Raw genomic sequence first — 26,275 nt, forward strand, 5'->3', positions numbered from 1 at the left:
AGTTTTGGCGGGAGTGCCAAGGGACTTGGGCGGAGGGGCCTGTAGGCGGAAGCTGGAAGGCCGGTAAGCCATGAGCTTGAGGCTGCCCTCACCCTAACCCTCTCCCGGGGGGAGAGGGGACCAGGAGCGGTGCGGCTGGGCGCTTGAGGGCTACCTGACAGCCAAGGTGCTGCTTGGGGCCTGCAAGAGCACAGACAGCCCGGCTACGCCGGGCTGTCGGGTTTGAAGCGCGCAGGACTGGCGTAGGTTGGCGCTAAGCGCAGCGAAGCCCAACAGGCGAACGCTGGCGCACTGAGCTTTGGAAGGCAAGCCTAGGCAGAGTGGCGAGGTGAGACCTCGATGTTGGGCTTCGCTAGGCTCAGCCCAACCTACGACAGCGTTACGAGAGCAAGAAAAAGCCCGGCAGACGCCGGGCTTTTTGCGTTCTGGAAGGGCTCAAGCGGGGTCGGGCAGGGCCAGGTCGCGTTTGGCGATGTACTTCCAGTCGGCTTCATCGATGTAGATGCCGCCGGGGCCGCTGCCGCCTTCGAGGTCGATGGCTACTTGGGCGCTGACCTGGGGTTTGACGCTGGCCAGGATGGGCACGAAGCCCAACTGTTGGCTGGTCTCGATCAGGGCCTGCTGGTTGCGTTCGTCGATGTCGGCGGCTTCGTCCAGGTAGTAGGGCAAGCGGATCTTGGCGGCCTGCTCCCGGTCCATCAGGTGCAGCAGCAGATACATGTTGGTCAGCGCCTTGATGGTCATGGTGGTGCCATTGGACGCGGCGCCGTCGATGTCGGTATGCAGGACCGGCTGACCACCCTGCTTGGTGATCTCGAAGGCCAGTTCGAAGAGGTCCTTGAGGCCGAGCTGGTTGCCGTTGGCGGCTACCAGGCGGGCCAGGTATTCCTTGGCGTCCTCGTTCTTCTGGTCCTGGCTGCTGTCCTGGGTGAGATCGAACACCGAGAGGGTTTCGCCCTCCTCGTACTGACCGGCGCTGTGGATGATCTGGTCGATGTGCTTGAGCGCCTCTTTGTTGGGCGCCAGGACGATGCGGAAGCTCTCCAGGTTGGAGACCTGCTTGCGGTTGATCTCGCGATTGAACAGCTGCAGCTGGTGTTCCAGGTTGTCGTAGTCGCTGCGGATGTTTCTCAGCGTCCGGGCGATGTCGGTGACGGCGGCGCGACGGGCCTTGGCCAGGGTCAGGGCTTCGTCCTGGCGATGGGCATAGGCATTGACCAGCAGCTGCAGGCGACGCTCGGGGTCTTCCTCGTTGTCGAACTTGGCTACGCCCTTGAGCCGCACCTGGGCATAGAGCGCCTCGATCTGGGTATCGGCGCGCTGCAGGGCCTGCCAGGTGTCCTGATAGTCGTTGAGCAACGGCAACAGGTTCTCCAGGGAATCGTCCACCGCTTCCATGAAGGGCGTGCCCTGGGGCAGGTCGGTGGGCAGCAGCTGCCGGCGGCGCAGGGCGTCGGCGAGGGTGCGGTCCTTGGCTTCCAGATCGGCCAGTTGCCGGCCGATCAGCTGCAGCTTGGCAGAGAGTTGCTGGACGCGTTCGGTGAAGGCGTCACCAGCGCGTCTCAGTTCGTCCTGGGCGGCTTCCAGCTGAGCCAGCTGTTCGAGCTTTTCATTTTCCTCGGCACTGAGGGTCTGGCAGCGGCGAAAGTCTTCGAGGGCCTTCTGGGCATCCAGGACCTGCTGGTAGAGGGCTTCGGCCTGGGCCTTGCTGGCCTGGCGATCGACGCTGACGCCCTGCTGGGCCTTGAGTTGCTTGAGTTCGCGCTCCAGGCGATCCTTCTGGTCGCGCAGAGCGGCACGATCGGCCAGGGCCTGCAGGGTGGGCGGCTCTATCCCCGAAAGGTCGAGGGACAGGCCCGGCAGTTCGAGGCGATCGCCCTGGAAACGCGCCAGGATGCCTTCGAAGGTCTTTACCCAGCTGCCGTCTTCGGCCAATTCGACGCCCTTGGCCCCCAGCGGCAGACTGAACAGCTGGCCATTGAACAGCCGCATCAGGCGATCGACGTCGGCCTGGCTGAATTCCTCGCGCAGGCGGGCGTAGCTGTTGTTGTCGGCGTGGTCGAGTTGCTGGCGTATGCCCTTGAGGCGCTGTTCCAGTTCGCGGACGCGCTGGTCGAGGTCTTCGCTACTGAACTGACGCGCCTGGGAGAGGGCACCGGCCAGCTCATCATGGGCGTCCTTGGCCGCCAGCAGCTGAGCCTCCAGAGGCGCGGTGGAGTCCACCAGGGCGAAGCGGTGCTTGAGCTGGGCCAGGTCGGCGAGCCAGCGTTGCAGGCTGCTGATCTCGCGCTCGCGGCGCATCAGCTCACTGGTGCCGTCGCGCTGGCTCTGCTGCAGGCCGTCCTGTTCCTGGCGGTAGTGCTCGGTCTGGGCCAGCAGCTCGTCGCGACGGTCGATCGCGTAGTGCTGCCAGGTGCCGAGCAGGCTGTCGAGCAGCGGCGAGAGACGGTGCAGCTTGCCCCTCAGGCGATCACGCTGTTCGACGCCATTGGCCAGGGCTTCCACCAGCGGGCCGGCGGCCACCAGGGACTGGTAATCCTGCTCCATGCGGCGCACGTCGCGGAAGGCTTCCTCGCAGGCGGCGATGTAGTCGACGCTGCCGGATCTCAGGCTGTGCTCGAAGGCGTCGAGAAACAGCTGCTTGAGCTTGGCCGCGGTGATCTCGCGCATGTGCAGCAGGTTGATGAACAGGGCGCGGAAGGTCTTGAGACTCTGTTCGCTGGTGGAGCGCAACGGGATCAGGGTCAGGTCCAGCGGAATGCTGGTGTGGCCGCCTACCAGCAGGCGGCGCAACTCCTCGGGTTTGACCTCGTAGGCCTTGAGGCCGGCACGCTCCAGGCTGGCGAAGAGCTCGCGCTGGCGCAGGCAGGCACCGTCACGTTGATAGTGGGCCAGGTCAAGCTCGCCGGCATAGGCGAAGAACTGGTGGCCGAAGCCTCCGCCCGGACCGCGACCGGCCACGCCGATGACGTGGGGACCATGGGCCAGGCGCAATTCGATGAGGATGTAGCTGGTGTCGGTGGCGAAGTAGAACTTGCGCGACTGCTCGTTGCTGTACTTGCCGAAGCTCATGTCGGAGAGCCGCGCCAGGATGGGGAATTGCAGGGCGTTGATCGAGGCGCTCTTGCCCAGGTTGTTGGCGCCATAGACCGACAGCGGCTGTTCCAGCGGGAAGAGGCCGAGGCTGTAGCCGGCGGTGTTGAGCAGGGCGAAGCGGCTGATGCCGTAGCGGATCATAGGTCGAACTCCCGTTCTGCGACGATGGCGCGGGCCAGGGCGGCCTCTTCGTCATCCTCGTCGGCGCTCTCCTCGGTGCTGTCCTCGTCGCCCGCAAGGGTCGGAGCCGGCAGCGGCAGATCGCTGGCATGCAGGCCGGCGGCCAGGTCGCGGTCCTGCTGCACGGTCAGGCAGACATCCAGGAAACGGTGCATGGGCGGCAGGAAGCGATAGGTCCCGTTGCTGTCCAGGGCGAAGCCCAGCTGGGTCAGGCGGCGCAGAATCTTTTCTTCCAGCTCTTCCTGGGTGGTGACCTCGGCCTGCAGGAAGAGGTCGCGGTACTTGTCCAGCAGGGCCGGCAGTTCGTGCCGACCCAGGGTGCCGCCGTCGAGCACGGCCAAGGGGTCGCGACCCTGGTCGGCCAGGTGCTCGACCAGGATGAAGGTGAACAGTGCCAGGCGCTGGGCGGTCTTGTTGACCTGGGCGCCCATTTGCTCGGGGACGAAATAGTAGAAGCCGCGTGGATCGCAGACCAGTTCGAAGCCGAGTGCGCGGAACAGGGCGCGGTACTGGTCCTGCAGCTGGCTGAGCTGGGCGTAGCTCTCGGGCTCGCTGCGGGACAGGTGATAGCCCTTGAACAGCTCGCGGAAGATGGGCGCGAGCTGGGTCATTTCGTTGAGATCAAGTTGCATGGGCATCGCTCGCGAGAGATCGGGCGGTCAGGGCGTAGGAGCACAGGCTGACGCGGTGTTCGAGGGTGTCGTAGTGGCGCCGATCCAGCCGCTGGCGCTGGAAGCGCGTATCCCGAGACAGGCGCGAGAACCAGTAGAGCAGCTCGTCGGTGTCGCCGGCCGGCTCCTGTTCCAGCAGCCAGGCCATGAGGTCGGGCAGCGGCAGGGCGTCCTGGCAGAGATCGAGCATCTCGCGGGCGGTACGGGGCGCGGCCGGGCGTTCGCTGTCACGCGGGCGACTGGTCTGGCTGGGGAAGCGCGCCGGCTTGGGCTCGAAGCGGGCCAGGGCGTAGACATAGCTTTCCACCTGGGCGGTGGTGCCGAGGAAGACGCTCTGTGGCCGGCTGAACAGCGGCAAGGAGGCCTGGGGCACGGCGTCGAGACCCTTGCGGCGAATGGTGGCCAGGGCCAGGGCGGCGCCGCGGGTCACGGCGTTGTGCCGGCGTGCCTCTTCGCGCAGCGGTAAGAGCAGTTCGCGCGCGCGTCTCAGGGCCAGCTGGGCGGCATTGTGCATCTCCAGGATGCGCGCCTGGGTGCGCAGTAGCAGGTCGTCGTCGATCAGGTGGCCAAGGCGCTGCTGTTCACCCAGTAGGTGCAGGAGGACCTGCTCGACGCGATGCACGCCGCGTTCGAAGGCGCCATCGGCGGCCACCAGCTGGATCATCGGCTCGACGTATTCATCCCAGGTGGCCAGCACCTCGGCATAGCGCTGGCGCAGGGGGATCTGGCGATCGCTGGTCTTGGCGCGCTCGGCGACACCTTCCAGGGCATGACCATCGTTGGCCAGCTTCTTGAGGACATCGCGCACGCGCATGTCGAGCAGACGCAGCTGGCGGACGAGGTCGGGGCCGTCGCGATTGTCGAAGGCTTCGCGGATGTGGCCGGCGAGGCGTTCCAGGTGGCGCAGGTAGGCTTCGATCTCCAGGCACAGGCCCAGCCGGTGTTCGCGCCTGAGATAGCCGAGGAAGTCGTGGATCTGGCCATTGAGCTCGAAGCGATTGGGACTCTTGGCCACCGGCACCAGGATGTCCAGGCGGATCCAGGTGTCGAGCAGGGCGGTGAGGTCGGCCGGCGTGCGTTCGGGCAGCTGTTCGGCCAGCCGGGCACGCAACTCGGCGAGGCCCAGGGTGCCGCTGTCGAAGTGGGCGCACAGCGGGTCGATGAGGTGCCAGTGTTCGGCGAGGGTACGCAGGACGCGTTTGGGGTCGATCATGGCGGGGACCGCACCAGACAAAAGCGCCATTGTACTCCAGACGCCAGAGCCTTCGGTGTGACCGCGGTGGGACCGATGGGCAGGGTGGCCTTTCGATCCAGGGCGATCCGGGCGACAATGCCGCCCCGCATAATTCCCACGCGTGTCCGAAGGATCCGCCCATGTCCGACCCCACCACTTCCGCCAGCCCCTCGCTTGCCGCCGAGGTGCGTCGTCGCGCCTATCTGCAGGCGTTGCAGCTGGATGTCTGGGTGCCGCGTACGGTGTTGCCCTTCGCGGCGCCTTCGCGGCCGGAAGCCCTGTGGGTCGAGGAACCGGAGGAGGCGCCCGTCGCCGCCCGGGTGGTACGCCCGGAGCCGGTGGCCAAGGCTGCGCCAGCCGCTGCAGTAGCCGAGGCACCGGCGGCGAATCGTCCGCGCATCGAGATCCCGCGACCCAGCGCAGTAAAGCCGGCTGCGGCCACGGTGGTCGAGGCGGAGCCGGAGCGCGCGCCTCCACCACCGCGCGAGCCGGCGCCTCGCTTCGCCCTGCAGCTGTTGCAGGCGGGGCGCTGCCTGTTGCTGCTCGAATTGCCGACTGGCGATACCCTGGGTTCACGCGATCCCGCCGCGCTGCTGCTCAAGGATCTGCTGCGCGCTGCCGGTCTGCCGGACACACCGCGGATCGTCAGCGAGGAGCCCATTCGCTGGCCGCTGCTCAACAGCGGTCAACTCGACCAGGGGCCGGCGGCGGCCTGCGAATTCGTGCAGAGCTTCGTCTCGGGGCATCAGGAGCGGCTGGGTGAAGGCCTGGGTCTCTGGCTGATCGGCGGCGCGGCGCGGCGCTGTAGCGGTGTCGAGGATATGCAGCTGACCGGCGTGGAGCAGGACACGGCCCTGGGACCGGCCTGGCTGGTACCGGGGCTGGACATTTTGATGGAGGAGCCGGCCGCCAAGGCCGCGCTCTGGCAAGCCATGCGCCCACTGCGGCGTCGCTGGATGGGACAGTAATGAACGATGCGGTGAGCTTTCGGCGGATGACCGAAGCCGATCTGAACACGGTCTTGAAGATCGAATATCAGGCCTTCAGCCATCCCTGGACCCGTGGCATCTTCCTGGATGCGCTCAAGTCCTACGACTGCTGGGTGATGCTGACGGGCGACCAGCAGGTCGGGCACGGGGTGATCAACGTCATCCTCGACGAAGCCCATCTGCTCAACATCACCATCAAGCCGGAAAGCCAGGGGCGCGGCCTAGGCCTGCGTCTGCTGGAGCATCTGCTGCAGGAAGCGCGCAAGGCCAAGGCCAACGAGTGCTTTCTAGAGGTACGCGCCAGCAATCAGTCGGCCTACCGGCTTTATGAGCGCTATGGTTTCAACGAGATCGGCCGCCGGCGGGACTATTATCCCGCGGTCGGCGGCCGGGAAGATGCGCTGGTAATGGCCTGTACGCTGCTCGACTAGGCCGTCAGCGGTTTCAGTGATCGGCGCGTTTTTCGTCCAGATCCAGGCTAGTGTCACCCGCGAGGTCTTCGTCGTTGGCGTCCAGATCAGCGTAGCGGGCGTCTCTCTGGGTTTCGGCTTCGTTGGGCTCGTCGGCTTCGCCGTCCCAGGCCTCGCCGTCCAGGGGATGGCTGCGACCGAGTTCGGCTTCGTCCTGGCCTGAGCCACCGCCGATGTCGCTGTCCTCGACCACGCTCAGCTCCTTGTCATTGGGCCAGGCATCGCCATAGTCGCTTGGCGAGCGGGCGCCGGTTTCGTCCAGCAGGGTTTCCGGGCTGGCGTCATCCATGGTGGGCTGGTGATCCAGGGTCTCACCACCCGTCATCCCGGCCTGGCGCACGCGTTCCTCGGGGAATTGCCCTGCGTAATCGCGTTCATCCATTTCGTCGCCGATGCGACCACCGCGCTCGTCCTTGCGATCGCTGAAGTCGAGTTCGCGCATGTCGCCCATGCGGTCCTGGATGTCGTCGATCTCTTCGGGGGTCTTGGTGATGTCGGGCTTGTTCATGGTGGTCTCCAAAGGCTGGGCTGCTAGAGCATCTCCCTGAATCGGACTACGCTCCGGCAAGGGGAATTCCTCGGTGCCGCCAGAAGGTGTGAACGAACCATACGGTGACCCGGCAGTCGTACCTTCCATGATTGACCTCGACAGCCTTACCTCATCGGGCCAGCCGCTGGCCTTCTTCTTCGATCTGGATGGCACCCTGGCAGAATTGCAGCCACGTCCGGAACAGGTTTTCATTCCCGCCGAAACCCTCGCCGCGCTCGAACAGCTGGCGCGCCACCATGGCGTCGCCGTGGTTTCCGGGCGCCCGCTGTCCGAGATCGACGGCTTCACGGCGCCGCTGCGGCTGGCCGCGGCGGGGGTGCATGGCGCCGAGTGGCGCGATCCCCAGGGCGAGACCCATCGGGTGACCCTGGACGCTGAGGTGCTGGCGCAGGTCGGTGCCCGTCTGGAAGCGGCCCTGGCCGAACATCCGGACCTGCTGCTCGAACGCAAGAGCGTGGCCTTTGCCCTGCATTATCGTCAGGCGCCGGAAAAGGAAGCGCTGGTGCGCGAGCTCGCCGAAGGCATCGCGGCCGATCATCCCGAATTCAAGTTGCAACCCGGCAAATGCGTCTTCGAACTCAAGCCCGCCGCGGCGAGCAAGGGCGAGGCCATTGCCCGTTTTCTCGAACTGGAACCCTTTGCCGGCTGCCTGCCGGTGTTTCTCGGTGACGATCGCACCGATGAAGAGGGGTTCGACGTCGTCAATGCGCGAGGCGGTCTGACCATCAAGGTGGGGGAAGGGGAGACGGTCGCCAAGACCCGCCTGCCTTCGGTGGAAGCGGTAGCCCTGTGGCTGCAACAGCTGAGCCGCGACCTCGCGCCACATTATAAGCAAGGAGATTAGGATGAGCCGTTTAGTGGTGGTATCGAATCGGGTAGCCCCGATCGAGGAGGGCAAGGCGACCGCGGGTGGTCTGGCGGTGGGCGTACTGGATGCTCTGCGCAAGTCGGGTGGCATCTGGTTCGGCTGGAACGGCGAGACGGTCAAGGAAAACGGGCCGGCCAAGACCCAGACCAAGGACAACATCGACTATGTGACCTTCGGTCTGACCAAGCGCGACTACGACCACTACTACCGCGGCTTTTCCAACGCCACCCTCTGGCCGATCTTCCACTACCGGATCGACCTCGCCCGCTACAACCGCGAAGAGTACGACGGCTATCGGCGGGTGAACATGGCGATGGCCGAGCGCCTGAAACCCTTGCTCAAGCCCGATGACATCATCTGGGTGCACGACTACCACCTGATCCCCTTCGCCGAAGCCTGCCGCATGCTGGGCATTCGCAACCGTATCGGCTTCTTCCTGCACATTCCCTTTCCGGCGCCGGAGATCCTCACCGCCATCCCGCCGCACAACGAATTGCTCAAGACCCTGTGCTTCTATGACCTGATCGGCTTCCAGACCGACACCGATCAGCTGGCCTTCCAGGACTACATCACCCGTGAGGTGCGTGGCGTGCTGGAGAAGGACGGCAGCCTGACCGCCTACGGTCATAACTTCCGCGTCGGCGTCTATCCCATCGGGGTGATGCCGGACGTGATCCAGAAGCAGGCGGAGTCCTATCGCACGCGCCGGCAGTTCATCTCGCGCAGCATCGAAGGCGTGCCCTACAAGACCATCGTTAGCGTCGACCGCCTCGACTATTCCAAGGGCCTGGTGGAGCGCTTTCAGGCCTTCGAAAAACTGCTGGAGCACTTCCCCGAGCACCACAGGGCCGTGCAGTTCGTGCAGATCGCGCCTTCGTCCCGTGCGGACGTGGTGTCCTACCAGAACATTCGCCGTCAGTTGGAGAGCCATGCCGGCCATATCAATGGCCACTTCTCCGAGCTGGACTGGACGCCGATCCGCTACCTGAACAAGAGCTATGACCGGCGCACGGTGATGGGGCTGTTCCGCTCGTCCGACGTGGGTCTGGTGACCCCGTTGCGCGACGGCATGAACTTGGTCGCCAAGGAGTACGTAGCCGCCCAGGATCCGGAGAATCCCGGTGTGCTGGTGCTGTCGCGCTTTGCCGGTGCGGCGCGGGAGCTCAATTCGGCGCTGATCGTGAACCCCTATGATCACGTCGGCATGGCCGAGGCGTTGGACCGGGCGCTGCGCATGTCGCTGGAAGAGCGCAAGTCGCGCTACGAGGACATGATGCGGGTGATCCGCAAGGCGGACCTGGCCTCCTGGCGCGACAACTTCCTGCGCGACCTGCGAGCCTTCAGCTCCAAGGCGCTGGTGCAGTCCATCGATACCCAGGATGTCGCCGACGAAGAGGCGGAGAGCAAGCAGAAGGTCGCTCTGTAAGCTTTTTGCGGTTTGATTGAGCCCGGCTTAGGTCGGGCTTTTTCATGGGGGCGAAAAAGCCGTCTTGAGCTGAGTCTTGGAATGGAGGGCGGGAAGTGGTGATGCCCTCACCCTAGCCCTCTCCCAGAGGGAGAGGGGATGAAGGGGCGGCATCAGCCCTGTAACCGCGTGCCTTGATCTGCTCGCGGTCAGGCTTTTTCAGGGCAGCGGAAAAATCCGGGCAATAAAAAAGGGCCAGCTTACGCTGACCCTTGGAAATAGGTGGTGGCTACGCAGGGACTTGAACCCCGGACCCCAGCATTATGAATGCTATGCTCTAACCAGCTGAGCTACGTAGCCATCCGAGGCGCGCATTATTGGCAAGCCGCCGGTGACTGTCAAGCTTTCAGGGAGAGAATTTTTTGGTTGTCGATCAATTGCTTGGCACCGCTATGACTTCCACGACGCAATATGCGTTGGAGAGATTCTGACTCTCTTGATGGCTGACGCCGCTTACCCTGTCGGCTTATTGCACTTCACCAGGTACACAAGAACCAACGGCGCTGTCGTAGCGCTATGCTGGCAAGGAAAGGAATGCCAGGGGAGGCTCCTTGGATGCTTCATGGCCTGGTGGTGTGGTGAGCCTCAGAACAAAGTCTGATGCGCACAAGGTGAGGCCGTAGGTGTACGGGGGCGGATCCCAATGGCGCAAGTCAGGTCAGCGGATCGGCGCAGGAGGAGCGCTGGGTCAGGCGCTAGTCTGGGGTAGGATGCAAGGACCTTTCTTCGCGAGGATATCCCTGCCTCCATGACCAAACTCTCCGGCGACGGCCTCACCCCGGTCCGGCGCATGAAGCTCATCGCGCTGCTACTGCTGTTCCTGGCGGCAGCGCTCTATTGCCTGGCCACTGCCCTCGAGGCCAGTCATCCGGCCTGGGGCTACGCCGCCGCCTTCGCCGAGGCGGCCATGGTCGGGGCCATCGCCGACTGGTTCGCGGTGACCGCGCTGTTCCGCCATCCGCTGGGCCTGCCGATTCCCCATACCGCCATCATTCCGCGTAACAAAGCCGGGGTCGGGCGCAAGCTGTCGGATTTCATCTGCCTGCATTTCCTCGCCACGCCCCAGGTGCTGGCCAAGCTGGAAGAGCTGGACGCCGCCACGCGCCTGGCGGGTTGGTTGCGCCAGCCGGATAACGCTGCTGCCGTGGCCAGTCAGGCCACCGGTGTCGCCCGCTATTCTCTGGAAGCCCTGCGCGAAGTACGGGTGCAGGCCTTCATCCGGCGGATGGCGGTGGAGCGGCTGCAGCGCCTGGATGTGGCGGCGCTGTCCGGCGAGCTGCTCGATATGCTGACCGCCGACAACCGTCACCAGGCGGTGCTCGACGAGGTGCTGCAGGAAATCGACCGGCTCTTGCAGGACGAGGAGACCCAGGCGCTGATCGCCCGCACCATCGGCGGCGAGCTGCGCACCCTCAAGTACCTGGGGCTGGACGAGCGGGTCGGGCGCTGGTCGGCGATCAAGGTGGTGCAGGCGGTATCGCGCCTGATCGGCGAGATCAGCCATGACCGCGAACACGAGTTGCGCCGGCATTTCGATGGCTATCTGGTCGGCTTCATCGAACGTCTCAAGCAGGACCCGGCCTTCCGCTTGCGCGGCGAGCAGCTGCGCGATCGGTTGCTTGCGCATCCGGCGCTGGCTGGCTATCTGCAAGAACTGTGGGATGAACTGGTGAACTGGCTGCAGGCGGATCTTGCCGCCCCGGATTCGCGCATCCGCCGCCGCCTGGGCCGACTGCTGGCCGAGCTGGGTGAAACCCTGAGTCGCGACGAGGCCATGCGCCGCTGGATCAACGAGCAGCTGATGGCGGTGGCGCCGCCCTTCATCGACCGCAATCGGCGCCGCATCGGCGATTACATCGCCGACCGGGTAGCGGCCTGGGACACCGGCGAGCTGGTCCAGCAGTTGGAGCAGAGTGTGGGCAAGGACCTGCAGTTCATCCGCATCAATGGCACCCTGGTGGGCGGCCTGGTGGGCTTGGTGCTGCATGCCCTGACGGTTTGGCTGGGGCCGGGGTAGGGTTTTCCAGCCTGATCGCGGCCATGGGCCGCTCCTACAGAAAATCACGCTTGGTAGGAGTGGCCCATGGCCGCGATGCTTCGAGTGCCAATAGCTCAATTCCGTTGCCGTACCCGTCCTCTCCTCTTGGATGTGAGCCGGGGAAAGGGTGTGCCCAAACCCCGCCTTTCAACGTGGAAAAGGCTGCGCCGTTTTCCACGCTACGGTTATCTGATGAGGTCATCCCCGCCACCCATCACCCCACCCGCACCCAGACAGCGGCACGCGGACTAATCCTGATAGTCACTGTCCCGAGCGCCCCATGTATCGAATCGGCTTCGCCTGCATGTACCGTCATCCCGAGCGCAGTCTGTCGCTCAAGGAACTGGAGCAGATCGAGCGGACCTTCAACACCCGCACCACCACCCTGCGCTGGCTGGGTAGCGTCGAGCGTGCCGTGGCCGAGGCCAAGTTGCTGGACGTGGTCACCCACAACCTGGATGCCCAGCTGAGATTCGTCGAGCATGTCGCCGACCGGCCGGAAAACCTGCGCATGCTGCGCCTGAGCAGCGATCTGCTGCCCTTCTACAGCCACCCTGAGTTCGCCTACTTCTACCGCTCCCAAGAGCTGCAGGGCTTGCTGGCCGACCGCTTTGGCCGCCTGGGCGAGCTGGCGCGTCGTCGTGATGTGCGACTGTCGCTGCACCCGGGGCAATTCTGCGTGCTCGGCTCGGACCGCCCCGAGGTCGTGGAAAACAGCCTGAAGGAGTTCGAATACCACGCCGACATGATCCGCCTGATGGGCTACGGCCAGAAATTCCAGGACTTCAAGTGCAACGTGCACATCGCCGGCCGCCTGGGCGTGCCTGGCATCCGCGCGATCTGGCCGCGTCTCTCCACCGAGGCACGCAACTGCATCACCTTCGAGAACGATGAAAAGACCTACGGTGTCGACGACTGCCTGCAGCTGGCCGATCTCGCCCCGGTAGTGCTGGACATCCACCACTGCTGGATCCACGAGGAAGCCTACATCGACCCCTGGGAGCCGCGCGTGGAGCGTATCCTCGACAGCTGGCGCGGGGTGCGTCCGGCCATGCACTACTCCCAGCCGCCGGAGGCCCTGATGGAAATGGGCGTCTCGCCCACCGAGCGGATCGACATCAAGTTCCTGCTGCAGCAGATCAGCAAGCGGGTGCTCTATGCCCATAGCGACATGATGTGGAACGACTGGTGCAACCGCTATGCCTGCCAGTTCCTCGACCGCTTCGACATCATGTTCGAGGCCAAGCACAAGAACGTCACGGTGCGGGATTTCTACGATCGCTACCTGGGCGGCAACGGCAGCCTACCGCCAGCGGATCATGGAATTCTTGCGGGCCAGGATGCCGCCAACCCGTAGCGTGGAAAACCGAGCAGCGTTTTCCACGGGTAGGCACTGACGCCACCAATGGACAAGGCTGCGCCGTTGTCCACGCTACGGGAGCTAGTACGTAGGTTGGCGCTGAGACGGCTCCATCGTCGAAGCCCAACGCAGAGGTTTAACCTTGGGCGCTGTTGGGCTTCGCTGCACTCAGCGCCAACCTACGGGCAGGGCTTCATTCGCAACATGCCGCAATGAGCCCATCAGGCGATAGGCCGGAAGACCCGCTTAACTCAAGGGTCATCCTTCTGAACCGACCGTCGCGAGGCCCGCCATGCCGACCCGTCGCCATTTCCTGCAGACCACCACCGCCCTGGTTGCCGCCGTGACCGCTGCGCCCTGGCTGTGGCATAGCGCCCAGGCCGCCGAGCCGTTGCTGACCCGCAAGATCCCTCGCACCGGCGAGGCCCTGCCGGTGGTGGGCCTGGGTACCTCGGGCAATCTCGATGTCGATCTGAGCGACGCCGCCCTGGCGCCCTTGCAAGAGGTGCTCAAGGCGTTGCTCGACGGTGGTGGCAGCCTGATCGACACTGCGCCCAGCTATGGCAATTCCGAGCGGGTGGCCGGCGAGCTGGTGAAGCGCGCCCAGGCCAGGGAGCAGGTCTTTCTCGCCACCAAGGTGTCGGCCACCGGTCGCCAACGCGGTGCTGCCCAGTTGGCTGCCAGCTTCAAGGCACTGCAGACCGATCGCCTGGATCTGGTCCAGGTGCACAACCTGCAGGACACCGCCACCCAGTTGGCGCTGCTGCGCGAACAGCAGCAGGCCGGCAAGGTGCGTTATGTCGGCGTCACCCACTATCGCGAAGCGGCGCTGGACGATCTGTTGGCCACGCTAAAAAAGGAGAAGGTCGACTTCGTACAGTTCAACTATTCGGTGGGGGAGCGTGAAGCGGAAAAGCACCTGCTGCCCTATTGCCGGGACCAGGGTATCGCCGTGCTGATCAATCGACCCTTCCAGCGCGGCAATCTGCTCTCCGGCACCCGAGGCAAGCCGCTGCCGCCGCTGGCCACTGAGCTGGGTGCCAGCAGCTGGGCGCAGCTGCTGCTCAAGTTCATCCTCGCCGACCCCGCCGTGACGGCCGTGATCCCGGCCACCAGCAATCCGCGCTACATGATCGACAACCTGCAGGCCGGCCGTGGTCGCCTGCCGGATGCGCGCCAGCGTGAGGCCATCGCCGGGCTGTTCGCCTAGATGAAGGACTGGCTCGGTCGCGTCCTCGACGCCCGCGCCGGCGAGTCGTCCGCTGCCCTGGCGGGCTTCGCATTGTTCCTCTGCCTGTTCGCCGGCTACTTCATGCTGCGGCCGATCCGCGAGGCCATGGGCATCGCCGGTGGGGTGGAGAATCTGCAGTGGCTGTTCACCGCCACCTTCCTGGTGATGCTGCTCGCCGTGCCGCTGTTCGCCTGGCTGAACTCGCGGGTGGCGCGGATCCGCTTCGTCGACTGGGTCTACGGCTTCTTCGCCCTCAACCTGCTGGGCTTCGCCGCCTGCTTCGCCAGCCTGGGCGACAACCTCTGGCTGGCGCGCACCTTCTATGTCTGGATCTCGGTCTACAACCTCTTCGTGGTCTCGGTGGCCTGGAGTCTGATGGCTGATGTCTTCGACGGCGCCCAGGCACGACGACTGTTCGCGTTCATTGCCGCCGGGGCCAGCGTCGGCGGGCTGCTTGGACCCGTGCTGGCCGCGGCCCTGGTGCCCTGGGTCGGTCAGGCGGGGCTGGCACTGCTGGCCGCCGCGCTGCTGCTCCTGGCCCTGACGCTCAAGGCCTATCTGATGGGCTGGCGCGAGACCCGTGGCGCCGGACGGCCGGGTGCGTTGCCGACCGAGAGTCCGCGGCGACCGGTGGCCGGCAATCCCTTCAGTGGCCTGACCCGGGTCCTGGCATCGCCCTATCTGCTGGCGGTGAGCGCCTTCGTCATCCTGCTGGCCACGGTCAGCACCTTTCTCTACTTTGAGCAGGCACGGCTGGTGGCCGAGCTGTTTCCCGACCGCGCTCGACAGGTGCAGGTGTTCGGCCTGCTGGATTTCGTGGTCCAGGTTGGTGCCCTGGCCAGCCAGGTGCTGATCACCGGCCGCCTGGCCCAGCGCCTCGGGGTGCGGGTGCTACTGGCCGGGGTGCCGCTGCTGATGTGTATCGGATTCCTGGGGCTGGCGCTGCTACCTACCTTTGCCATGCTGGCAGGGCTGATGATCGTCAGGCGCATCGGCGAATACGCCTTCATCCGCCCGGGCCGCGAGATGCTCTTCGCGCCGCTGGACGCCGAGACCCAGTACAAGGCCAAGAACTTCATCGATACCGTGGTCTATCGCGCCGGTGATGCCGCCAGTGGCTGGGCCAAGAGTCTGCTGGATCTGCTCGGCCACGGTGCCTGGCTGCCGGCTCTGGTGGGTGCTGGCTGCGCGGCGCTCTGGGCCGGGCTCGGCTTCTACCTCGGCCACCGCGCAGATCAGGCGGCCCAGGCGAGTGAAGCGGAGCGGCGCTGAATGCTGGCTGAATCGTTGTGGCCGGATACAAACCGGAATTCCAGGGCGTGGTCGATGGGGTGCTAAGGTGAGACCTTCTCTTCGCTGCTGAGCCTTCCATGTTCCGCTCCCGCGCCATGATGTACCTGGTCCTTTTCGTCCTGCACCTGTTCATCGGCATCAGCCTGATCGGCGATCTCGGCCTCGGCCTTGCCGGTCAGCTGCCGTTGTGGGCCTTGCTGATCCTGTCCTTCGTCCTGGTGCCCCTGGGGTTTCGCTCGCGGGACATGAATTCGCGCCTGCTGGCCTGGGCGGCGCTGATCGCCATGGGCGTGTTCTCCAGCCTGGCGGTGTTCAGCCTGCTGCGCGGTGTGATGGTGGCTTTTGCCAGCCTGATCGGCCAGCCGCTGGATGCCGCCTGGCGCGCCGGCAGCGCCTGGGTGGTGCTGGGCCTCGTGCTGCTGGTGGCGTTGCGTAGCGTCTACAACGCCCGGCGCACCGCCAAGGTCAAGGAAGTGGAGCTGGCCCTGCCGACGCTCCCCGCTGGCCTGGAAGGACTGCGCATCGTCCAGCTCAGCGACCTGCACATCGGCCCGACCATCAAGGCCGGCTACCTGCAGCGCATCGTCGAGCGGGTCAACGGCCTGGACGCCGACCTGGTGGCCATCACCGGCGATCTGGTGGACGGCAGCGTGGCCGAGTTGCGGCAGGAATTCCTGCCGCTGCAGCAGCTCAAGGCACGCCTGGGCACCTACGCCATCACCGGCAACCACGAGTACTACTCCGGTGCCGAGGCCTGGGTTCGGGCCTGGCGCGAGCAGGGGCTGACCCTGCTGATCGACGAGCACCGCGTGCTGCAGCACCAAGGCACGCCCTTCGTGTTGGCCGGCATCACCGACTATTCGGCACCGCTTTATGTGCCTAGCCACCGCAGCGACGCAGCGACCGCCTTCGCCGGTGCCCCGGAAAGGCTGTTCCGTCTGCTGCTGGCCCACCAGCCGCGCTCGGCGCCCAAGGCCGAGGCGGCCGGCGCCGACCTGCAGCTCTCCGGCCACACCCACGGTGGCCAGTTCTGGCCCTGGATGCACTTCGTGCGTCTGCAGCAACCCTGGGTAGCCGGCATCCATCGCCTGGGTCGGCTGACCGTCTACATCAGCCGCGGCACCGGCTACTGGGGCCCGCCACTGAGATTCGGCGCGCCGAGCGAGATCACCCTGATCAGGTTGCGGCGGGGGTAGCGGTAGACCAGGCCGCAATCAGCGCCCGCCTTGGCAAGAACCTCCGGTTAGACGCCTTACTGCCGCCCGAGGTGCCTGGCGGTTCTCCGAAGGGCGAGGGATGGCTGTTTGCCACTGCTTGCCCCTTGGAGTCGAATCCTTATCCTGACTCCATATTCACCCGGACGCCCCAGCGTCCAAGGACAATCTGCAACACGGATAAGGATGTATCGCCATGACGAGGACAGTGGCTTTCTTGCTGGTCCCCGAGGTGCTCATGCTGGATTTCTCCGGGCCGGTGGAGGTGTTTTCCATCGCCAATCGCTATCTGCCAGCGGCTGACCACTATCGCATTGTGACCATCGCTGCCGGGCGCCGGCGGACCCTGCGCTGTTCCAATGGCATGACGATACGCACGGATCTCACTACCCAGCAGCCGCCCGCCGCCTATGACCTGCTGCTGGTGCCCGGTGGCCCGGGAGCCTACCTGGAACCACACCCGGACATCGCCACCTGGTTGCGCCAGGTGCCCGAGCGCTGCAGGCGCTACGGGGCTGTCTGCACCGGCACCTTTCTGCTCGGCAGCGCCGGCCTGCTCGATGGCCGGCGGGTGACCACGCACTGGAATTATCGTGAGCGCCTGGCGCGGCGCTTTCCTCGGGCCCAGGTGACCGCCGACGACATCTACCTGAGCGATGGTCCGCTGCTGAGCTCGGCTGGGGTCACCGCTGGCATCGACCTGGCGCTGGCGTTGGTGGCCGAGGATCACGGCAAGGCAATCGCCCGGGAGGTGGCCAAGGTGCTGGTGGTGGTGACCCAGCGGCAGGGCAAGCAGGCCCAGTTCAGTCCGCTGTTCGACGAGCCCGAGGCGGCCACCGCCATCACCCGGGTGCAGCACCACATCGTGGCGAACATCGACCAGGCCTATTCGATCAGCCGGCTCGCCGAGCTGGCGACCATGGGCACCCGCAACTTCGCCCGGGTGTTCAAGCGCGACACCGGCATGACGCCGCTGGAGTTCGTCCTGCGGGCGCGCATCGATCACGCCCGTGGATTGCTGGAGACCAGTGACCTGCCTTTGAAAACGGTGGCCTTTCGCAGTGGCTTCGCCAGCGACAGGTGCATGCGCGCCGCTTTCCAGGGCCATCTGGGGCTGACGCCGGCTCAGTACCGCTACCAGTTCAGCTGAAATCGGCCACCGATGGCGGTATCACGCCCATCGATGGCAGCTTATGGCCGTAGATCGTCATACAACTGGCCTGGGCAGCGGCCAGAATGGTCGTACCTATCGGCAAGGAGAGGCGCATACCGTCGAGGGGCTGCGGAGCCTGGTGCCCCGCAGTCCCCGAGGCAAGGTGGCGCGACACGGTCATGCAAGAGCTCAAGTCCCTGGAAGACGCCAGTGCCTTCCGCTTCTGCGGCCTGGTCCTGGATACACGACGGCGCCTGCTGCTGGATGGCGAGCGTGTGCTGCCCCTCGGCGGACGGGCCCTGGATATCCTGCGGGTGCTGCTGCAACAACCTGGCGAGCTGGTCGGCAAGCAGACCCTGATGGCCCGGGTCTGGCCTGGCGCGGTCGTCGAGGACATCAATCTGCGGGTGCACATCTCGACCCTGCGCCGGGTGCTGCGCCCCTATAGCACCCAGGATCCCATCCTCAGCGCCCGGCATCGTGGCTACGGTTTCGCCCTGGCGGTAGAGCGCCTGAGCGAAGAAGACCTCACGCCGCTGGCCGAGACGCCGCTGCCCCTGACGCCCCTGGAGGGGCGCGAGACCAGCCTGGTCGAACTACGCCGCTTGCTCGCTCAACGCCGCCTGGTGTCGGTGGTGGGCACCGGCGGTGTCGGCAAGTCGCTGCTGGTCCAGCATCTGCTGCCTACATTGGCGGAGGGCTTCCCCGATGGGGTACAGAGTCTCGATCTCGCGGCCCTGGGCCACATGATGGCGCTGGTTGAGCGGCTCGCCAGTGACCTGGGACTCGCCAGTGGCAGTGGTCTGCCGGCGCTGCAGGAAGCCCTGGCCACGCGGCGCCTGCTGCTGGTGCTGGACAACGCCGAGCGGCTGGTCGAACCCGCGGCCTGGCTGGTGGAGAACCTGCTGCAAGGCTGTCCACAGCTCAGGGTGCTGGTCACCAGTCGCGAGGCCTTGCGCGTGGAGGGGGAGGCCGTGTTGCGTCTGGCACCGTTGCCGGTCGCGAATTCACCTTCGCGGCATCTGCGCGACGCCATGCGCGAGCCGGCTTTTCGGTTGTTCGTCCGGCGCGCCCGGGCGCGGCTGCCAGGGTTGCAACTGCGACCGACCGACGTGCAACTGGTGGGCGAGATCTGTCGTCGCAGCGAAGGTGTGCCCCTGGCGTTGGAGATCCTGGCCGAGCAGGTGGCGGCCCTGGGCCTGCACGGAGTACTGGCACAACTCGACGGCGGCTATTACCTGAGCGTAGCGGGGCGGCGTACTGCGGCGCAGCGCCAGCGCAGCCTCGGCGCCATGCTCGACTGGAGTCTGCACAGCCTGAGCGAATCCGAGTTCGGCGTGCTGGCGACCCTGGCCGAGGCCGGGGAGCATTTCAGTCGTCAAGAGGCCCTGCGGCTGGCGGCGCAGCGCGGGCTGGAGGAGGCCTTGTTCATCCCTCTCCTGGGGCAACTGGTGGACAAGTCGCTGATCCTGGTAGCAGGCAGTGGGGCGACCCTAGGCTACCGCCTGCTGGCCATGCTGCGCCTGCACCTGCGCCAGTTCCGCCAGCAACCGCCGCTCCAGGGCCTGCTGCTGCCAGGCCAGCGGCGGGATCCCGACGGCACGGGTGAATACCCGGCTCAGATGCGCCTGGTCGAAGAAGCCGCATTCCAAGGCGATCGCCGCCAGGGGTAATTCGCGCTTGGCGAGCAATTGCTGGGCGCGGTGGAGGCGCTGCTGGCGCAACCACTCCAGCGGAGCGAGCCCGGCGCTGAGCTTGAACTGGCGGGTGAAGTGACTGCGCGACAGACCGCAGACAGACGCGACCTGGCTGACGCTGATGCCGCGCTCCAGATGCTGCAGCAAGACTTCCTTGGCCAGCCGTTCCTGCCAGGCGGCCAAACCGACCAGTCGGGTACTGGATAGAGCCAGGGTGCTATCGACGGTCATGGACATGGCGCTCTCCCTATCAAACCAGCCGCGTGGCGCGCTGGCCTGGATGAGAATGATTCCCTGCAGTTGTCTGACGTGCGAGTTGGCTATCGTTAATTAGCGTTAAAACGGCAACGGTCTAGGCGCAATACTGTCGCGACGGGCCTGGTCGACTGTGCCGGCGAGCCAGCAGGTGCCAGCCCAGCAGGGCGAGGCCGAGCAGTCCGGCGAGCAGCAGGGGCGCCGGGCCATAGGCCTTGAGTGCGGCGAGCAAGGCCAGGATGTGTTGTTCGAACAGTCGCCCCAGGGCCAGGCCGGAGCCGATCCACAGGGTGGCGCCGCCCAGGTCATAGGCCAGGAAACGCCGCAAGGGCATGGCACTGGCGCCCGCGCTCAGGGTGGCGAGGGCCGCGGCGCCGGGGACGAACTTGGCGACCAGCAGCAGGCCGGGCAGGCGGGTGGCGGCAGGGACATGGTGGCCAGGCAGGTGGCGCAGCAGCCAGGCGCCATGGTGCCGACCGGCCCAGTACCAGAGCAGATCGGCCACGCCGGTGACCGCCACGCTGGCCAGCAGCGCCAGGAGCAACTCGGCTTCATCGGCCGCGGCGCCCATCACCAGTAAAGACGGATAGGCCGGTACCGGCAGGCCCAGCTGTTCGCCAAAGACGTTCAGCGTCAGCCAGAGGGTGGCGTTACCGGCCACCAGGGAAGTCAGGGCTTGGGTGCTCATGGCGCGTTCTCGACAAGGGGAGGCCGTGGGAGCGGCCTCCGGGCTTGGCGCCTGCTACGCGGGCGCAGGCAGGCTCAGGGCATTTGCGGCAGTTCGTTGGGCCGCAGATCGAACACCAGCACCTCGGCATCGGTCCCGTGGGCCAGCTGCAGCTCGCGCTCGCCGCGCAGCCTTGCGCCGTCACCGGCCTGCAGCAGGACGCCATTCAGCTCCAGGCTGCCGCGGGCGACGTGCACATAGGCATGGCGCTCGGGGGCCAGTTGCAGCGTGGCGCTTTCGCTGCCGTCGAACAGGCCGGCGTAGACCCGGGCGTCCTGACGCACTTCCAGCGAGCCCTCGGCGCCGTCCGGCGAGATGATCAGGGCCAGACGACCACGCTTGGCCTCGGCGCTGAAGTGCTGCTGCTGGTAGCGCGGTTCGGCGCGGCGCACGTTGGGCACGATCCAGATCTGCAGGAAATGCACACTCTCGCGCTCGGAGTGGTTGAACTCGCTGTGGCTGACGCCACTGCCGGCGCTCATCAGCTGGACGTCGCCCGGGCGGATCACCGAACCAGTTCCCAGGCTGTCCTGATGCTCCAGGGCGCCTTCGAGCACATAGGAGAAGATCTCCATGTCACGGTGCGGGTGCTCGCCGAAGCCCTGGCCCGCGGCCACGGTGTCGTCGTTGATCACCAGCAGGTCGGAAAAGCCCTGCTCCGCCGGATTGCGGTAGCTGGCGAAGGAGAAGGTGTGGAAGGACTTGAGCCAGCCGTGGTTGGCGGCGCCGCGATCGGAAGCTTTACGAATGGCCAGCATGATGAGGCTCCTTGTCTGAGTGGGGCGCGGTCTGTTCCGACGCCATGGAAGTCATCCTACTGTGGCGCCCCGGTTTGATTAACGAGCTGGGAGGAGAATGGTCGTCCTGTTCTGGTTGACGATACCTTCAGCCAAAGGGCGCCGTGCTGTTTACCGTGATCGTTACTCAAGGCGCGGACGGGCAGGCCAGAGCCGTACCGCCAGGGCCAGCAGGGCAGTCGCCAGCGCCAGGCCGGCGACGCCATTCCAGCCCATGCGGGCCAGCAGCAGACTGCCCAGCGCCGCGCCGCTGGCCATGCCAATGAACATGCCGGTAAAGAGCACCGCGTTGAGGCGACTGCGCGCCTCGGGTTCCAGGCCGTAGACCTGCGCCTGGTGGGCGATCAGGGTGGCCTGGACGCCGAGGTCGAAGACCACCGTCGCCAGCGCCAGGAGCACCAGACCGGCCACGCCCGGCAGCCAGGGCAGCAGGAGCAGGCTGGCAAAGGCCGTGGCCGCCAGGCCGATGCCCAGGCGCGTCACCCATTCCGAGCCATGGCGATCCGCCAGGCGGCCGGCCCAGGGGGCGGCCAGGGCACCGGCGGCACCGGCCAGGCCGAAGGCGCCGGCGGCGGCGCTGCCCAGCTGGAAGGGCCCGGCGTGCAGATAGAGGGCGAGGGTCGACCAGAAGGCGCTGAAGCCCACGGACAGCAGCCCTTGGGCCAGGGTCGCCCGGCGCAGGGCGGCATGCCGGCGCCAGAGGGCGCCCAGGGAGCCGAGCAGGGCCGGATAGCTGAGTCGGGTGGTGGCGGCGAAGGCGGGCAGGCCGCGCCAGACCGCCACGGCGATGGCGGCGATGCTCAGGGCGGCGAGCAGATAGACCGCGCGCCAGCCTAGCCACTCGCCCACCAGGCCGCTCACCACCCGCGACAGCAGGATGCCCAGCAGCAGGCCGGTCATCACCGTGCCGACGATACGGCCTCGCTCGGCCGGCGGCGCCAGGGTCGCGGCGGCGGGCACTAGGTCCTGGGCCACGGTGGCGGCCAGGCCGGTGACCAGGCTGGCCAGCAGCAGCCCATGCAGCCCGGGCGCCAGGCTGGCACCGAGCAGCGCCAGCAACAGCACGGCCAGCTTGGCTAGGATGATGCGGCGGCGGTCGAAGCGATCACCCAAGGGCGCGAGTAGCAGCAGCCCCAGGGCATAGCCGAGCTGGGTGAGGGTGGGGATCAGCCCCACGTCGGCAGCGGGCGCGGGCAGGGCACTGGCCAGGGTGCCCAGCAGGGGCTGGCTGTAATAGAGGTTGGCCACGCTGAGGCCGGCGCCGGTGGCCAGCAGGCCGAGCAGGGCCGGGGACAGACTGCCGCGGTGAGGCGAGGTCTGGCTATGCGAGAGTGGAATGTCGGTCATGGCGATTCTCTGGGTGGGAAGACGATGAGCCCATTCTTCGCCAGAGTGGTCGCTGCTTGTAGCCGAACGCGGGGTACAGGGGGTATACGTAGGCCGTATGAACACCACCTTTACCCATGATCGGCTCGACTTGCTGGAAACCTTCGTGCGCATCGTCGAGGCCGGCAGCCTGTCGGCGGCTGCACGCCAGCTCGGCACCACCCAGCCCACCGTCAGCCGGCGCCTGCAGGCGCTGGAGTCCGCACTGCAGGTGCGCCTGGTGCAGCGCTCGACTCACGCCCTGCGCCTGACCGAGGATGGTCAGCGCTGCTACCGCCAGGCCCAGCAACTGCTCGGTGACTGGCAGGCCTTCGCCGCCGCCTTGCACGGTGCCCATGCCGAGCCCGAGGGGCGGCTGCGGGTGGTGATGCCCCATGCCTTCGGCCAGGAGCAGTTGCTCGATCCGCTGGAGACCTATCTACGGCGCTATCCGGGCATGCAAGTGGACTGGGTACTCAGCGACCGGGCGCCGAATTTCGTCGCGGATGGCGTCGACTGCGCCATCCGGGTGGGCGTGGTGGAGGACCCGGACACGGTGGCGGTGCGCCTGGGTGACGTCCAGCGCATCCTGGTGGCAGCGCCGGAACTGGCAGGAGCTCTTGCGGCACCCGAAGCGCTGACGGCGCTGCCCTGGATCGCCATGACGCAGTTCTACCAGACCGAACTGCGCCTGCAGCTTCGCGCCTCCGGCGAAAGCCGGCTCATCCCCTTGCGCCCGCGGCTGGCCACCGAGAGTCTCTTCGTCGCCCGTCATGCCGCGGTGCGTGGTCTGGGCTGCGCGGCGCTGTCGCACTGGATGGTGCGCGAGGACGTCGCCGCGGGACGCCTGGTGCACCTGCTGCCGGAATGGCAGGCCGCGCCCCTGCCAATCTATCTCATCTATCCCTACGCCCGGGTCTATCCAACGCGGCTGCGGCTGTTCCTCGACTTGGTGCGCGAAGCCTGTGCGCAGATGCTGGACGTGACAGCGCCCGCCTGACCGCAACGATCAGGCGGGCGCTTCGCAGCCAGCGGCGATCAGGCCAGATGGGCCAGACGTTTTGGTCGCCGGCCATCCAGGCTCAGAGCCCCGGCACCAAAGGCCGCTACCTGCAGCAGACCACCGGCGATGGCGATGTTCTTGAGGAAGTGGATCAGTTGGTTCTGATCGGCGAACTGGCTGTGGAACACCAGGGCGGTCACCAGGGTGAAGGCGGCCATGGCCAGGGCGACCGGGCGGGTGCGGTAGCCGATCAGCAGGAGGCTGGCGAGTCCCAGCTCCACCACCAGGGCGCCGAGGTAGGCGAGGTCCGGGAAGGGCAGGCCCATGGCGGCGATGTAGCCCTTGGTGGCTGCTGGGGCGAGCAGTTTGCCCACGCCGCTGAACAGGAAGAGGCTGGCGAGCAGCAGGCGGCCGGTGGTGGCGGTGAGGGCTTGGGTATTCATCGTTGACTGTCCTTTTCCAGGTCTGGCATCCGGCTTGGATGCGATGGGGCAAGCTTACTGTCCACTCGATTTCCGAATAAGTAGTAGTGGGGTGTTAAACAGTCACCCTCAGGTTGACTATCTTCCCGTTGCTGCAACCTGAATCCTTTCAGCTACACGCCACAGCACAGGCGTACAAAAACCAGCACAGACGTCCAAGGCCGTCCGCCGTCGTTCGGGCGAAAGTTCGCTCCATCGACGGCGCGAGGTCTCTCTCGCAGCCGACTCTTTCATCAGGGGGATGGGTCATGGGAAGCGTGAGGCTGGATCTGGGACTCCTGTTCCTGCGCCTGGGCGGCGCCGGGCTGCTCCTGGCGGTACACGGCCTGCCCAAGGCGCTGCACTTTCGCCAGCAGCTTGGCCTGATCGAAGACCCGCTGCACCTGGGCGCCTGGCCGACGCTGGGCTTCGCCGTCTTCGCCGAGGTGCTCTGTCCGTTGCTGATCGCCCTGGGTTGGGCGACGCGCCTGGCCTGCTTGCCGATCCTCGGGTTGCTGCTGATCGCCCTGCTGGTGGTGCACCCCGAGTGGTCTCTGGAGCAGGGGCAGTTCGGCTGGCTGCTGCTGGTGCTGTTCGGCACCCTGGCGCTCACCGGGCCCGGTCGCTATTCACTGGAAGCCCGGCTGGTCAGGCGTCACGCCGCTCAGGGTGGTTTCGCGAGGGCCCTGTCATGAGCGCCACACGCGGGCAGGACCTGCACCAGGCGCACAGTCGCATCGTCACCCTGGTGATCCGCCACCAGCCTCTGACCGACCAGCAGGACGCCTACCAGCGCTGGCTGCAGCGCGCGGTCACCGCTGCCCGTGAAGCCTGTGGCCATCTCGGTGTGGATGTCATCCCGCCGGCCGAGGAGGGCGCTGCCTTCACTACCCTGGTGCGCTTCGCCGACGTCGAGCGGCTGCAGGCCTGGCTGGCCTCACCAGAGCGCCAGGCCTTGATCGCCGAGGTGGCGCCGCTGTTGCACGGAGCCGATGCGCCCGAAGTGCATGCCGACGCCGAGTTCTGGTTCAACCCGCCGCGCCCCGGGGTGCGCCAGCCGCCGGCCTGGAAGCAGGCGGTGCTGACCTACCTGGTCATCGCCCCTCTGACCATGCTGATCCCGCCGCTGTGGCAGCCGCTGTTCGCGCGCTATCCCGTGCTGGCCGGCACTGTGCCGAGCAACCTGCTAATCACCCTGTGCATCGTGCCGCTGGTGGTGTTCCTGATCATGCCGAGGGTGAGCCGCCTGTGCGCGCCCTGGCTCAACGCCCGCTCGGGCGCCTTTTTCACTCCTTCCATCCACAGAGGCGAGCAGCCATGAGCACCTTCACCACCCGCGACGGCGTCGAGATCTATTTCAAGGACTGGGGCAGTGGCAAGCCCGTGCTGTTCAGCCACGGCTGGCCGCTGGACGCCGACATGTGGGAATACCAGATGCATCATCTGGCCAGCCACAGCTATCGCGCCATCGCCTTCGACCGGCGCGGTTTCGGGCGCTCCGGCCAGCCGTGGAATGGCTATGACTACGACACCTTCGCCGACGACATCAAGGAGCTGATCGAGCACCTGGATCTGCGCGACGTCACCCTGGTGGGCTTCTCCATGGGCGGTGGCGACGTCACCCGCTACCTGGCGCGCCACGGTTCGGCGCGGGTCGGCAAGCTGGCGCTGCTCGGCGCCGTCACCCCGCTGTTCGGGCAGAAGCCGGACTTCCCCCAGGGCGTCGACCAAGGCGTTTTCGACGGTATCCGTGGGGGTCTGCTGAAGGACCGCGCCCAGTTCCTGGCTGACTTCGCCCCGGTGTTCTATGGCACCAACCAGGGCCAGCAGGTCTCCGAAGGCGTTTTCACCCAGACCCTCAACATCGCCCTGCTGGCTTCGCTCAAGGGCACGGTCGACTGCGTCACCGCCTTCTCGGAAACCGACTTCCGTCCGGACATGGCCAAGATCGACGTACCGACCCTGGTGATCCACGGCGACGCCGACCAGGTGGTGCCCTTCGCGACCACCGGCAAGCTGGCCGCCGAGCTGATCCGCGGCGCCGAGCTCAAGGTGTACGCCGGCGCCCCCCACGGTTTCGCGGTGACTCACGCCGAGCAGCTGAACCGCGACCTGCTGGCCTTCGTCGCCGGCTGAGCCTTTCCGGGCGCCCTGCGCC

23 protein-coding genes, 1 tRNA gene and 1 pseudogene are annotated in these 26,275 nt (G+C 66.3%); 15 read left to right on the plus strand and 10 right to left on the minus strand.

Going from position 1 to position 26,275, the window contains the following annotated elements:
* Positions 1-435: 435 nt before the first annotated feature.
* From mksF to mksB, 3 genes are read right to left on the minus strand one after another with little or no spacing between them, the layout of a single operon-like run.
* Positions 436-3,237, minus strand: a complete 2,802-nt coding sequence (mksF, locus tag ACUCV0_RS14315; protein WP_482212982.1) for an Mks condensin complex protein MksF — start codon at positions 3,235-3,237, stop codon at positions 436-438.
* A complete protein-coding gene (mksE, locus tag ACUCV0_RS14320) occupies positions 3,234-3,908 on the minus strand; it encodes an Mks condensin complex protein MksE (protein WP_059313406.1) in 675 nt (224 codons plus the stop codon). Before mksE ends, mksF begins: the two co-directional genes overlap by 4 nt.
* The gene (mksB, locus tag ACUCV0_RS14325) at positions 3,898-5,160 is read right to left on the minus strand and encodes an Mks condensin complex protein MksB (protein WP_482212983.1); all 1,263 of its coding nucleotides are present in this window, start codon (positions 5,158-5,160) and stop codon (positions 3,898-3,900) included. The genes mksE and mksB overlap by 11 nt, the downstream gene beginning before the upstream one ends.
* A 161-nt stretch (positions 5,161-5,321) precedes the next feature.
* Here mksB and ACUCV0_RS14330 point away from each other — a divergent pair, with 161 nt between their 5' ends.
* On the plus strand, positions 5,322-6,149 hold the full coding sequence (locus ACUCV0_RS14330) for an energy transducer TonB (RefSeq protein ID WP_482212984.1): 828 nt from the start codon (positions 5,322-5,324) through the stop codon (positions 6,147-6,149).
* Positions 6,149-6,601: a ribosomal protein S18-alanine N-acetyltransferase gene (gene rimI / locus ACUCV0_RS14335; RefSeq protein WP_313649392.1), complete on the plus strand. Its 453-nt coding sequence runs from the start codon at positions 6,149-6,151 to the stop codon at positions 6,599-6,601. Before ACUCV0_RS14330 ends, rimI begins: the two co-directional genes overlap by 1 nt.
* A 13-nt stretch (positions 6,602-6,614) precedes the next feature.
* Here rimI and ACUCV0_RS14340 read toward each other — a convergent pair whose 3' ends face one another.
* Positions 6,615-7,148 (minus strand): hypothetical protein, encoded by a 534-nt coding sequence (locus ACUCV0_RS14340; protein ID WP_271653771.1) that lies wholly within the window; start codon positions 7,146-7,148, stop codon positions 6,615-6,617.
* 127 nt (positions 7,149-7,275) lie between these two features.
* Between ACUCV0_RS14340 and otsB the strand changes: the two genes are divergently transcribed.
* Positions 7,276-8,034: a trehalose-phosphatase gene (gene otsB / locus ACUCV0_RS14345; protein WP_059313411.1), complete on the plus strand. Its 759-nt coding sequence runs from the start codon at positions 7,276-7,278 to the stop codon at positions 8,032-8,034.
* A gap of 1 nt (position 8,035) precedes the next feature.
* Positions 8,036-9,484, plus strand: a complete 1,449-nt coding sequence (otsA, locus tag ACUCV0_RS14350) for an alpha,alpha-trehalose-phosphate synthase (UDP-forming) (RefSeq protein WP_313649394.1) — start codon at positions 8,036-8,038, stop codon at positions 9,482-9,484.
* Between the two features lie 262 nt (positions 9,485-9,746).
* On the opposite strand, the gene ACUCV0_RS14355 is transcribed toward otsA, so the two are convergent.
* Positions 9,747-9,823, minus strand: a tRNA-Met gene (locus ACUCV0_RS14355).
* A 448-nt stretch (positions 9,824-10,271) separates the two neighbouring features.
* Between ACUCV0_RS14355 and ACUCV0_RS14360 the strand changes: the two genes are divergently transcribed.
* The 7 genes and pseudogenes from ACUCV0_RS14360 to ACUCV0_RS14390 all read left to right on the plus strand — a co-directional run.
* Positions 10,272-11,540 carry a DUF445 domain-containing protein gene (locus tag ACUCV0_RS14360; RefSeq protein ID WP_482212985.1) on the plus strand — a complete coding sequence of 423 codons (1,269 nt, stop codon included), beginning with the start codon at positions 10,272-10,274 and terminating at the stop codon, positions 11,538-11,540.
* A 301-nt stretch (positions 11,541-11,841) separates the two neighbouring features.
* A complete protein-coding gene (gene uvsE, locus ACUCV0_RS14365; RefSeq protein ID WP_059313414.1) occupies positions 11,842-12,918 on the plus strand; it encodes a UV DNA damage repair endonuclease UvsE in 1,077 nt (358 codons plus the stop codon).
* Between the two features lie 295 nt (positions 12,919-13,213).
* Positions 13,214-14,131, plus strand: coding sequence for an aldo/keto reductase (locus ACUCV0_RS14370; RefSeq protein WP_482212986.1), 918 nt, complete (start codon positions 13,214-13,216; stop codon positions 14,129-14,131).
* On the plus strand, positions 14,132-15,424 hold the full coding sequence (locus ACUCV0_RS14375; protein WP_482212987.1) for an NTP/NDP exchange transporter: 1,293 nt from the start codon (positions 14,132-14,134) through the stop codon (positions 15,422-15,424).
* Positions 15,425-15,522: 98 nt separating this feature from the next.
* Positions 15,523-16,641, plus strand: a complete 1,119-nt coding sequence (locus ACUCV0_RS14380) for a metallophosphoesterase (RefSeq protein ID WP_434775692.1) — start codon at positions 15,523-15,525, stop codon at positions 16,639-16,641.
* A gap of 214 nt (positions 16,642-16,855) precedes the next feature.
* The gene (locus ACUCV0_RS14385; RefSeq protein WP_271653787.1) at positions 16,856-17,809 is read left to right on the plus strand and encodes a GlxA family transcriptional regulator; all 954 of its coding nucleotides are present in this window, start codon (positions 16,856-16,858) and stop codon (positions 17,807-17,809) included.
* A 182-nt stretch (positions 17,810-17,991) separates the two neighbouring features.
* A pseudogene (locus ACUCV0_RS14390) lies at positions 17,992-18,684 on the plus strand (winged helix-turn-helix domain-containing protein); the annotation flags it as partial.
* A gap of 621 nt (positions 18,685-19,305) precedes the next feature.
* Here the strand turns inward: ACUCV0_RS14390 and ACUCV0_RS14395 are convergent.
* The 4 genes from ACUCV0_RS14395 to ACUCV0_RS14410 form a co-directional block, all read right to left on the minus strand.
* Entirely contained in the window at positions 19,306-19,746 is a 441-nt protein-coding gene (locus ACUCV0_RS14395; RefSeq protein ID WP_082696270.1) for a helix-turn-helix domain-containing protein, read from the minus strand.
* A 115-nt stretch (positions 19,747-19,861) separates the two neighbouring features.
* Positions 19,862-20,452: a DedA family protein gene (locus ACUCV0_RS14400; RefSeq protein WP_482212988.1), complete on the minus strand. Its 591-nt coding sequence runs from the start codon at positions 20,450-20,452 to the stop codon at positions 19,862-19,864.
* Positions 20,453-20,526: 74 nt separating this feature from the next.
* Complete coding sequence (locus ACUCV0_RS14405; protein ID WP_313649399.1) at positions 20,527-21,249, minus strand: pirin family protein; 723 nt, start codon at positions 21,247-21,249, stop codon at positions 20,527-20,529.
* Positions 21,250-21,411: 162 nt separating this feature from the next.
* A complete protein-coding gene (locus ACUCV0_RS14410; RefSeq protein WP_482212989.1) occupies positions 21,412-22,635 on the minus strand; it encodes an MFS transporter in 1,224 nt (407 codons plus the stop codon).
* A gap of 97 nt (positions 22,636-22,732) precedes the next feature.
* Between ACUCV0_RS14410 and ACUCV0_RS14415 the strand changes: the two genes are divergently transcribed.
* A complete protein-coding gene (locus ACUCV0_RS14415; protein WP_323150113.1) occupies positions 22,733-23,653 on the plus strand; it encodes a LysR family transcriptional regulator in 921 nt (306 codons plus the stop codon).
* Between the two features lie 38 nt (positions 23,654-23,691).
* On the opposite strand, the gene ACUCV0_RS14420 is transcribed toward ACUCV0_RS14415, so the two are convergent.
* On the minus strand, positions 23,692-24,099 hold the full coding sequence (locus tag ACUCV0_RS14420; RefSeq protein WP_482212990.1) for a DoxX family protein: 408 nt from the start codon (positions 24,097-24,099) through the stop codon (positions 23,692-23,694).
* A 287-nt stretch (positions 24,100-24,386) separates the two neighbouring features.
* Here ACUCV0_RS14420 and ACUCV0_RS14425 point away from each other — a divergent pair, with 287 nt between their 5' ends.
* From ACUCV0_RS14425 to ACUCV0_RS14435, 3 genes are read left to right on the plus strand one after another with little or no spacing between them, the layout of a single operon-like run.
* Positions 24,387-24,812, plus strand: coding sequence for a DoxX family protein (locus ACUCV0_RS14425; protein ID WP_017641110.1), 426 nt, complete (start codon positions 24,387-24,389; stop codon positions 24,810-24,812).
* Positions 24,809-25,438 (plus strand): antibiotic biosynthesis monooxygenase, encoded by a 630-nt coding sequence (locus ACUCV0_RS14430; RefSeq protein WP_482212991.1) that lies wholly within the window; start codon positions 24,809-24,811, stop codon positions 25,436-25,438. The genes ACUCV0_RS14425 and ACUCV0_RS14430 overlap by 4 nt, the downstream gene beginning before the upstream one ends.
* Entirely contained in the window at positions 25,435-26,253 is an 819-nt protein-coding gene (locus ACUCV0_RS14435; RefSeq protein ID WP_482212992.1) for an alpha/beta fold hydrolase, read from the plus strand. The genes ACUCV0_RS14430 and ACUCV0_RS14435 overlap by 4 nt, the downstream gene beginning before the upstream one ends.
* Positions 26,254-26,275 lie beyond the last annotated feature (22 nt).

It is taken from the genome of Pseudomonas sp. VMV1, assembly GCF_056790235.1.

Bases quoted from the DNA above. Each gene is read 5' to 3' on its own strand.
- mksF (WP_482212982.1), bottom strand. From the start codon at position 3,237: ATGATCCGCTACGGCATCAGCCGCTTCGCCCTGCTCAACACCGCCGGC.
- mksE (WP_059313406.1), bottom strand. From the start codon at position 3,908: ATGCAACTTGATCTCAACGAAATGACCCAGCTCGCGCCCATCTTCCGC.
- mksB (WP_482212983.1), bottom strand. From the start codon at position 5,160: ATGATCGACCCCAAACGCGTCCTGCGTACCCTCGCCGAACACTGGCAC.
- ACUCV0_RS14330 (WP_482212984.1), top strand. From the start codon at position 5,322: ATGTCCGACCCCACCACTTCCGCCAGCCCCTCGCTTGCCGCCGAGGTG.
- rimI (WP_313649392.1), top strand. From the start codon at position 6,149: ATGAACGATGCGGTGAGCTTTCGGCGGATGACCGAAGCCGATCTGAAC.
- ACUCV0_RS14340 (WP_271653771.1), bottom strand. From the start codon at position 7,148: ATGAACAAGCCCGACATCACCAAGACCCCCGAAGAGATCGACGACATC.
- otsB (WP_059313411.1), top strand. From the start codon at position 7,276: ATGATTGACCTCGACAGCCTTACCTCATCGGGCCAGCCGCTGGCCTTC.
- otsA (WP_313649394.1), top strand. From the start codon at position 8,036: ATGAGCCGTTTAGTGGTGGTATCGAATCGGGTAGCCCCGATCGAGGAG.
- ACUCV0_RS14360 (WP_482212985.1), top strand. From the start codon at position 10,272: ATGACCAAACTCTCCGGCGACGGCCTCACCCCGGTCCGGCGCATGAAG.
- uvsE (WP_059313414.1), top strand. From the start codon at position 11,842: ATGTATCGAATCGGCTTCGCCTGCATGTACCGTCATCCCGAGCGCAGT.
- ACUCV0_RS14370 (WP_482212986.1), top strand. From the start codon at position 13,214: ATGCCGACCCGTCGCCATTTCCTGCAGACCACCACCGCCCTGGTTGCC.
- ACUCV0_RS14375 (WP_482212987.1), top strand. From the start codon at position 14,132: ATGAAGGACTGGCTCGGTCGCGTCCTCGACGCCCGCGCCGGCGAGTCG.
- ACUCV0_RS14380 (WP_434775692.1), top strand. From the start codon at position 15,523: ATGTTCCGCTCCCGCGCCATGATGTACCTGGTCCTTTTCGTCCTGCAC.
- ACUCV0_RS14385 (WP_271653787.1), top strand. From the start codon at position 16,856: ATGACGAGGACAGTGGCTTTCTTGCTGGTCCCCGAGGTGCTCATGCTG.
- ACUCV0_RS14395 (WP_082696270.1), bottom strand. From the start codon at position 19,746: ATGTCCATGACCGTCGATAGCACCCTGGCTCTATCCAGTACCCGACTG.
- ACUCV0_RS14400 (WP_482212988.1), bottom strand. From the start codon at position 20,452: ATGAGCACCCAAGCCCTGACTTCCCTGGTGGCCGGTAACGCCACCCTC.
- ACUCV0_RS14405 (WP_313649399.1), bottom strand. From the start codon at position 21,249: ATGCTGGCCATTCGTAAAGCTTCCGATCGCGGCGCCGCCAACCACGGC.
- ACUCV0_RS14410 (WP_482212989.1), bottom strand. From the start codon at position 22,635: ATGACCGACATTCCACTCTCGCATAGCCAGACCTCGCCTCACCGCGGC.
- ACUCV0_RS14415 (WP_323150113.1), top strand. From the start codon at position 22,733: ATGAACACCACCTTTACCCATGATCGGCTCGACTTGCTGGAAACCTTC.
- ACUCV0_RS14420 (WP_482212990.1), bottom strand. From the start codon at position 24,099: ATGAATACCCAAGCCCTCACCGCCACCACCGGCCGCCTGCTGCTCGCC.
- ACUCV0_RS14425 (WP_017641110.1), top strand. From the start codon at position 24,387: ATGGGAAGCGTGAGGCTGGATCTGGGACTCCTGTTCCTGCGCCTGGGC.
- ACUCV0_RS14430 (WP_482212991.1), top strand. From the start codon at position 24,809: ATGAGCGCCACACGCGGGCAGGACCTGCACCAGGCGCACAGTCGCATC.
- ACUCV0_RS14435 (WP_482212992.1), top strand. From the start codon at position 25,435: ATGAGCACCTTCACCACCCGCGACGGCGTCGAGATCTATTTCAAGGAC.